This window comes from Pseudonocardia sp. McavD-2-B, assembly GCF_024124365.1.
Lineage (GTDB): Bacteria > Actinomycetota > Actinomycetes > Mycobacteriales > Pseudonocardiaceae > Pseudonocardia > Pseudonocardia alni.
Genome location: NZ_JAMXSG010000277.1, coordinates 1 through 7,623, shown reverse-complemented (window position 1 = coordinate 7,623; position 7,623 = coordinate 1). Strand labels below are relative to the sequence as shown.

Below are 7,623 nucleotides of genomic sequence, written 5' to 3'. Positions count from 1 at the left end.
GGGCGCCGGCTCGGTCCCGGGCCGGGCCTCGACGCCGGAGTGGTTCTCGGCCTCGGGCCGCGGGTACGGCGCGGGCGCGGTGCCCTGGGGCCGCTGCCCGGCGACGCCGGCGTAGCCGACCGGGTACTCGGTCATGAGCTCCACGAAGCGGTCGAACAGGTCCGACGCGTCGTGCGGGCCCGCGGCGGCCTCCGGGTGGTACTGCACGGAGAACGCCGGGAAGTCGAGCCCGGCCATGCCCTCGACGCAGCCGTCGTTGGGGCAGGTGTGGGTGATCTGCGCGCGGCCGTAGGGGGTGTCGAACTCCTCGCCCGCCTCGCCGGACACCGCGAAGCCGTGGTTCTGCGAGGTGATCGCGATCCGCCCGGTGGCGTGCTCGACGACCGGGATGTTGATGCCCCGGTGGCCGTAGCGCAGCTTGTAGGTGGACCGGCCGAGCGCGCGGCCGAGGATCTGGTTGCCGAAGCAGATCCCGAACAGCGGGATGCGCCGCTCCAGGACCTGCCGGGCGAGTGCGACCGGGCCGTCGGCGGTGGCCGGGTCCCCCGGGCCGTTGGCCAGGAAGAAGCCGTCCGGGCGCAGCGACTCGACGGTCTCGATGGTGCTCGACGCGGGCAGCACGTGCACCTCGATGCCGCGGGCGGCCATCATCCGCGGGGTGTTGAACTTGATGCCGACGTCCAGGGCGGCGACGACGAAGCGCCGCTCCCCCACCGCGGGCACCACGTAGGTCTCGGCGGTGGTGACGGCGCCGTAGAGGTCGGCGCCCTCCATCTGCGGGGCCTGCCTGACCCGCTCGACCAGCTCGTCGTCGGCGGCGAGGGCGGTGCCGGAGAAGATCCCGGCGCGCATGGCGCCCTGCTCGCGCAGGTGGCGCACCGCGGCGCGGGTGTCGATCCCGGCGATCCCGACGACCCCCTGGGCCCGCAGCGCGTCCTCCAGCGAGCCGGTCGCCCGCCAGTTCGACGGCCGCCGGGCCGGGTCGCGCACGACGTAGCCCGCGACCTGGATCGCCCGCGACTCGTCGTCCTCGTCGTTCCAGCCGGTGTTGCCGATCTGCGGTGCGGTCTGCAGCACGATCTGGCGGTGGTACGACGGGTCGGTGAGGGTCTCCTGGTAGCCGGTCATGCCGGTGGTGAACACGGCCTCACCCAGGGTCTGCCCGGTGGCGCCGTAGGCCTCACCGCGGAAGATCCGCCCGTCCTCGAGAACCAAAAGCGCGGTCACTGCACAACCTTCCCGTCCTGCGCGGTGATGCGTCCCCGCAGCACCGTCGCGACCACCGTTCCGGGCAGCCGCATTCCCTCGTACGGCGTGTTCGCCGCCTTGCTCGCCAGCTCCGCACCGCGGACCGTCCAGACCCCGTCCGGGTCGACCAGCGCGAACGTCGCCGGCTCCCCCTCCGCGATCGGACGGCCCTGGTCGGGCAGGTTCCCGATCTCCGCGGGGCGCTCCGACAGCACCCGCGCGACGCCGTGCCAGTCCAGCAGGCCCGGCTCCACCATCGTCTCGACCAGCACCGACAGCGCGGTCTGCAGGCCCAGCATGCCCGGCTTCGCGGCCTGCCACTCGGTGTCCTTGTACTGCGCGGCGTGCGGGGCGTGGTCGGTCGCGACGACGTCGATCACGCCCTCGGCCAGCGCCTCGCGCATCGCGCGGGTGTCGTCGGCGGTGCGCAGCGGCGGGTTGACCTTGTTCACCGGGTCGTAGCCGGTCAGCCGGGAGTCGGTGAGCAGCAGGTGGTGCGGGGTGACCTCGGCCGACACCCGCACGCCCTGGGCCTTGGCCGCGCGCAGCACGTCGATCGTGCGGGCGGTGGAGATGTGGCAGACGTGCAGCCGCGCGCCGGCCTCGCGGGCCAGCGCGCAGTCGCGGGCGACGATCGTCTCCTCCGCGGTGGCGGGCCACCCGGCGAGCCCGAGCCGCGCGGCGACGGCACCCTCGTGCGCCTGGGCGCCGCCGGTGAGGCGGTGGTCCTCGGCGTGCTGGGCGACGACGACGTCGAGCGCGGAGGCGTACTCCAGCGCGCGGCGCATGATCAGCGGGTCGTTCACGCAGCGGCCGTCGTCGGAGAACATCCGCACCGCGGCGCGGGAGGCGGCCATCGTGCCGAGCTCGGCGAGCTTCTCGCCGCCGAGGCCGACGGTGACCGCACCGACCGGGTGCACGTCGACCAGCCCGATCTCCTCGCCGCGCCGGCGCACGTGCTCGACGACGACGTCGGAGTCGGCGACCGGGGTGGTGTTCGGCATCGCGAACACGGCGGTGAACCCGCCGAGCGCCGCGGCACGGCTGCCGGTCTCGATGGTCTCGGACTCCTCGCCGCCCGGCTCGCGCAGGTGCACGTGCAGGTCGACGAAGCCGGGCAGCAGCACGGCGCCGTCGGCGTCGAGGACCTCGGCGCCCTCGGGCGCGGTCAGGCCGGTGCCGATGGTGGCGACGACGCCGTCGGCGACGAGCACGTCGACCGGGTCCCCGCCGTAGGGCCGGGTGTTGCGGATCAGCAGGTCGGTCATTCGGGAGCTCCGGCGAGAAGGTGGTAGAGGACGGCCATCCGCACGTGCACGCCGTTGCGCACCTGGGCCAGGACGGCGGAGTTGGGGGCGTCGGCGACCGCGGGGGCGATCTCCATGCCGCGGATCATCGGGCCGGGGTGCAGGACGACCGCGTGGTCGGGCAGGAGCCCCGCGCGGTCCTCGGACAGCCCGAAGCGCACCGCGTACTCGCGCGCGGAGGGGAAGAAGCCGCCGTGCATCCGCTCGGACTGCACGCGCAGCATCATGACCGCGTCGAGCGCGGGCAGCTCGGCGTCCAGCTCGTGGGACACCCGGCACGGCCAGGACTCGACGCCGGTGGGCAGCAGCGTCGGCGGCGCGACGAGCACGACCTCGGCCCCGAGGGTCGCGAGCAGCAGCACGTTGGACCGGGCGACCCGGGAGTGCAGGACGTCGCCGACGATCCCGATCCGCCGCCCGGCGATGCCGCCGAGCCGGTCGCGCAGGGTCGCGGCGTCGAGCAGCGCCTGGGTGGGGTGCTCGTGGGTGCCGTCACCGGCGTTGACGATCGCCGTGGGGGTGCCGGTGACCTCGCGGTCGGCGTCCGCCCAGTGCGCGAGCCGGTGCGCCGACCCCGAGGCGGGGTGGCGCACGACCACGCAGTCCGCGCCCATCGAGGACAGGGTCAGCGCGGTGTCGCGCAGCGACTCGCCCTTGGAGACCGAGGAGCCGGAGGCGGACACGTTCACGGTGTCGGCGCTCATCCACTTGCCGGCGATCTCGAACGACACCCGGGTGCGGGTGGAGTTCTCGTAGAACATCGTGATGACCGTGCGGCCGCGCAGCGTCGGCAGCTTGCGCACCTCGCGGCCGAGCAGCGCCTCGCGCAGCCGGTCGGAGGTGTCGAGCAGCGCGGTGGCCTCGGCGGCGTCGAGGTCGGCGACCGAGAGCAGGTGTCTCACCTGTCCCCCTCTCCCTGGGTGATCCAGACGCCGTCGCTGCCGTCGATCTCGGTCAGCGAGACCAGGATCTGCTCCGAGCGCGACGTCGGGACGTTCTTGCCGACGTAGTCGGCGCGGATCGGGAGCTCCCGGTGGCCGCGGTCGATCAGCACGGCGAGCTGCACCGCACGCGGACGGCCCTCGTCGCGCAGGGCGTCGAGCGCGGCGCGGGTGGTGCGCCCGGACATGAGGACGTCGTCGACGAGCACGACCAGCCGGTCGTCCACGCCGCCCTCGGGCACCGCGGTGGACTCCAGCGCACGGGCCGGGCCGCGGCGCAGGTCGTCGCGGTAGAGGGTGGCGTCGACCGAGCCGACCGCCGGTGCGGCCCCGGCGAAGTCCGTGATCGCGGCGGCGAGCCGGTGGGCCAGGTGCACGCCGCGGGTGGGGACGCCCAGGAGCACGAGCCCGTCGGGGTTCTCGGCGCTGAAGGCGGTCTTCTCGATGATCTGGTGCGCGATGCGCGCGACGGTGCGGGTGACGTCGGCGGCGGACAGCAGTTCCCGTGCGGGCTGCTGTGCGTCGGCGTCCCCGCGGCGGTTCTGCGCCACGAGGTGGTCTCCTTCCCCGCCTCACCGGACGGGTCTTAAAGGACGGTCGTACACGAGCTGTGCGCCAACCTAGCAACTCGGCGGGTGCCCGCGCGGGACGGCCGCAGCGCGCCACACCGCGAGCCGCGCCACAGCCGCGTCACCCGTTCGAGGTCACGTTCCCGTCACGATGCGCGATGGCCGACGGCCGTCCGGCACGACACCTTGCGATACCCGATTCTGCCCATGCGCACCCACAGGGGCGGGTGGTGGGATCGCGTACCCACACCCTGCGCTACCGCTGACGAGGGACGTGGACTGCCCCGTTCGTGTGGGAAACCGCTCGTCAACCCCCCGAGCAGGGGGTCGAACTTGACGGTGCCGGACCGGACCCGGAGGATTACTCTCCGTATCAATCAGCACGCGTGCAGCAGCGCCGCGACGAGCGGGACGGTCGGGACGCCGGCACCCGCCGGAGCTGCCGCCCCGAACGGGACCACCCACAGGGGCGACGACGCGGCAGGCGCGACAACGCCACCGGTGCACCGCCGGTGACCGGCCGGTCCGGCCACACCGGTACGGACCGTCAGGAACGAGGAGATCGATGGGCGACTACGCCAAGGCGCTCGGGGGCAAGCTCCGGGCGATCAGGCAGCAACAGGGGCTCTCCCTGCACGGCGTCGAGCAGAAGTCGGGCGGACGCTGGAAAGCGGTCGTCGTGGGCTCCTACGAGCGCGGGGACCGTGCGGTCACCGTGCAGAAGCTGGCCGAGCTGGCCGACTTCTACGGCGTCCCGGTGGCCGAGCTGCTCCCCGAGGGCCGCATCCCCTCCGGCAGCGAGCCCGCGACGAAGATCGTGATCAACCTGGAGCGGCTGCAGCAGCTCCCCGCGGACAAGGTCGGGCCGCTGGCCCGCTACGCCGCGGCCATCCAGAGCCAGCGCGGCGACTACAACGGCAAGGTGCTCTCGATCCGCGCCGAGGACCTGCGTTCGCTCGCGATCATCTACGACATGTCCCCCGGCGAGCTGACCGACCAGCTCATCGACTGGGGAGTGCTCCCGCCCGAGGCGCGTCCCGGGCAGCACGTGGGATGATCTGTTCCACCGGCCGCGTCCCAGGGGAAGGGTGACGCGACCGGTCGGGCGGTGGCCGGGGTCTGCACAGTCCCCCGGCCACCGCCCTTCGTGCGTTCAGGCCCTGGTCAGAGGGTCGCGCGCAGGTGCTCGGCGATGTCGGAGATCTGGCCGAGCACCCCGTTGACGTAGCGCGGGGAGTCGTCGGTCGACAGCGTCCGGGCCAGCTCGACGGCCTCGGTGATCGCGACCGGGTCGTCGACGTCGTCGACCCACAGCAGCTCGTAGATCCCGAGCCGCAGCAGGCCGCGGTCGACCGCGGGCATCCGGTCGACGTCCCAGCCCTCGGCGTGCTCGGCGATCAGCTGGTCGATCCGGTCCCGGTGGGTCGCGACGCCCTCGACGAGCCGCGCCGCGTAGTCCTGCACGGGCGGCGCGTCGTCGGTCTCGCGGCGCGCGGCGAGCACGGACAGGGCGTCCTCACCGCGGGCCTCGGCCTCGAAGAGGATGTCCAGTGCCCGTTTACGGGCCTTGGTGCGTGCGCGCACCTCAGCTCACGCGGCCGAGGTAACGGCCGTCCCGGGTGTCGACCTTGACCTTGGTGCCGCTCTCCAGGAACAGCGGCACCTGGATCTCGGCGCCGGTCTCCAGGGTCGCGGGCTTGGTGCCGCCGGTGGAGCGGTCACCCTGCAGGCCCGGGTCGGTGTGGGAGATGACCAGCTCGACCGAGGTCGGGAGCTCGATGAACAGCGGCTCGCCCTCGTGCAGCGACACCTGGGCGGAGGCGTTCTCCAGCAGGTAGCGCGCGGCGTCGCCGACGGCCTTCTCCGGGATCGGGATCTGGTCGAAGGTGTCGCCGTCCATGAAGACGAAGTCGGTGCCCTCGCGGTACAGGTAGGTCATGTCGCGGCGGTCCACCGTCGCGGTGTCGACCTTGGTGCCCGCGTTGAAGGTCCGGTCCACGACCTTCCCGGACATCACGTTCTTCAGCGTGGTGCGAACGAACGCACCGCCCTTGCCGGGCTTGACGTGCTGGAACGCCGTCACGGTCCACAGCTGGCCCTCGATGTTCAGGACCAGGCCGTTCTTCAGGTCGTTCGTGGTCGCCACGTGCGCGCTCTCCTGCTCGGATCTCGGATTCGTGCGTCGGTCAGGGTACCGCCACCCGGTTCACCGGCCCGCCCGAGGGGCGGGCGACCTGCCAGGATGGGCGCCATGACGGTGCGGGTGGTGGTGGCCGACGACCAGGCGGTGGTGCGGGCGGGGCTGCGGACGGTGCTCGCGGCGGCGCCGGACATCGACGTCGTCGGGGAGGCCGGGGACGGCGCGGAGGCCGCCGAGCTGGCCGAGACCCTGCGCCCGGACGTCGTGCTGATGGACGTCCGGATGCCCGGCACCGACGGCATCGAGGGGACCCGGCGGATCCGCGCGCTGCGCGACCCCGGCATCCGTGTGCTGGTGGTGACGACGTTCGACCTGGACCGCCACGTCTACGACGCCCTGCGGGCCGGCGCGTCCGGCTTCGTGCTGAAGGACGTCGAGCCGGAGGACCTCCAGGTCGCGGTCCGCACCGTGCACGCCGGGCACGAGCTGTTCGCGCCGTCGGTCACGCGGCGGCTCGTCGGCTCGTTCGTCCCGGCCGACCCGCCCGCCCCGGCCGGGCCCGCGGCCGGGCTGACCGAGCGGGAGCGGGAGGTGCTCGGGCTGGTCGCCGCCGGGCTGTCCAACGCCGAGATCGCCGACCGGCTGGTGCTGGGCGGTACGACGGTCAAGACCCACGTCTCGAACCTGCTCACCAAGCTGGGGCTGCGCGACCGGGTGCAGCTGGTGGTGTTCGCCTACGAGCACGGGCTGGTGGGAGCCGCCGGTGCCGACGGCTGAGCCCGGCCCGGACGCCCCCGCGCCCGCCCCCACGCCGCTGCCCGGCACGCGCGCCGGGGATGTCGCGCTGGCGGTGCTGGCGCTGATCCTGGTCGCCCAGGAGCTGGTCACCGCCCTGGTCCTGGAGATCCCCGGCTACACCCACCGGCTCACCCCGCCGCTGTCCGTGGCGCTGGCGGCGGTGCTGAGCCCGGCGATGGCCGCCACCGTGCTGCTGCGCCGCCACCGGCCGCGGCGCGCCTACCTGGTCCTGGCCGTGCTCACCGCCCCGGCGATGGCGTTCCTCGGCGGGTTCGCGACGTTGCTGTGGCCGCTGCTGGCCTTCTCCGTCGCGCGGGCTCCGCAGCGCGGACCGGCCGGCGCGGCGGCCTGGGTGACGCTGCCCTGGCTCGGGGCGCTCGGCCTGGCCGGGCTGCTGCGCGTCCCGGTGTCGCCGGATCCGGCGACCGAGGCGGGGATGCTCGTCGGCGGCTCGGTGGTGGTGGCGCCGCTGCTGGTGATCGCCGCCCTCGCAGGGCGCTGGAGCCGGTCCGCCGCGCTGCGCGCCGACCGGGAACGGGCCGAGACCGACCGGCTGCGGCACGGCACCGCGCTGGCCGCCGAGCGGTCCCGGATCGCCGAGGAGATCGGCGGCGGGGTGC

General features: G+C 73.9%; 8 protein-coding genes and 1 pseudogene. 3 read left to right on the top strand and 6 right to left on the bottom strand.

Features of this window, described 5'->3' with window-relative positions; all coding sequences use genetic code 11:
- Window positions 1–132: 132 nt before the first annotated feature.
- The 4 genes and pseudogenes from carA to pyrR form a co-directional block, all read right to left on the bottom strand.
- A pseudogene (gene carA / locus NH602_RS25715) lies at window positions 133–1,227 on the bottom strand (glutamine-hydrolyzing carbamoyl-phosphate synthase small subunit); the annotation flags it as partial.
- Entirely contained in the window at window positions 1,224–2,516 is a 1,293-nt protein-coding gene (locus NH602_RS25710; protein ID WP_253069135.1) for a dihydroorotase, read from the bottom strand. The pseudogene carA and the gene NH602_RS25710, both read right to left, overlap by 4 nt.
- Window positions 2,513–3,457, bottom strand: a complete 945-nt coding sequence (locus NH602_RS25705) for an aspartate carbamoyltransferase catalytic subunit (protein WP_253069134.1) — start codon at window positions 3,455–3,457, stop codon at window positions 2,513–2,515. Before NH602_RS25705 ends, NH602_RS25710 begins: the two co-directional genes overlap by 4 nt.
- Window positions 3,454–4,047 carry a bifunctional pyr operon transcriptional regulator/uracil phosphoribosyltransferase PyrR gene (pyrR, locus tag NH602_RS25700; protein ID WP_062395627.1) on the bottom strand — a complete coding sequence of 198 codons (594 nt, stop codon included), beginning with the start codon at window positions 4,045–4,047 and terminating at the stop codon, window positions 3,454–3,456. The genes NH602_RS25705 and pyrR overlap by 4 nt, the downstream gene beginning before the upstream one ends.
- Window positions 4,048–4,630: 583 nt before the next feature.
- Here pyrR and NH602_RS25695 point away from each other — a divergent pair.
- Window positions 4,631–5,122 carry a transcriptional regulator gene (locus tag NH602_RS25695; protein WP_020625790.1) on the top strand — a complete coding sequence of 164 codons (492 nt, stop codon included), beginning with the start codon at window positions 4,631–4,633 and terminating at the stop codon, window positions 5,120–5,122.
- A 107-nt stretch (window positions 5,123–5,229) separates the two neighbouring features.
- On the opposite strand, the gene nusB is transcribed toward NH602_RS25695, so the two are convergent.
- Together nusB and efp are read right to left on the bottom strand one after the other, a co-directional pair.
- Window positions 5,230–5,649 carry a transcription antitermination factor NusB gene (gene nusB, locus NH602_RS25690; protein WP_073574690.1) on the bottom strand — a complete coding sequence of 140 codons (420 nt, stop codon included), beginning with the start codon at window positions 5,647–5,649 and terminating at the stop codon, window positions 5,230–5,232.
- A 1-nt stretch (window position 5,650) separates the two neighbouring features.
- Entirely contained in the window at window positions 5,651–6,211 is a 561-nt protein-coding gene (efp, locus tag NH602_RS25685; protein ID WP_073574689.1) for an elongation factor P, read from the bottom strand.
- Window positions 6,212–6,316: 105 nt separating this feature from the next.
- Here efp and NH602_RS25680 point away from each other — a divergent pair, with 105 nt between their 5' ends.
- Together NH602_RS25680 and NH602_RS25675 are read left to right on the top strand one after the other, a co-directional pair.
- A complete protein-coding gene (locus NH602_RS25680; protein ID WP_073574688.1) occupies window positions 6,317–6,982 on the top strand; it encodes a response regulator transcription factor in 666 nt (221 codons plus the stop codon).
- Window positions 6,969–7,623: hypothetical protein (locus NH602_RS25675; RefSeq protein WP_253069133.1), on the top strand; the 655-nt coding region annotated here is incomplete at its 3' end. The genes NH602_RS25680 and NH602_RS25675, both read left to right, overlap by 14 nt.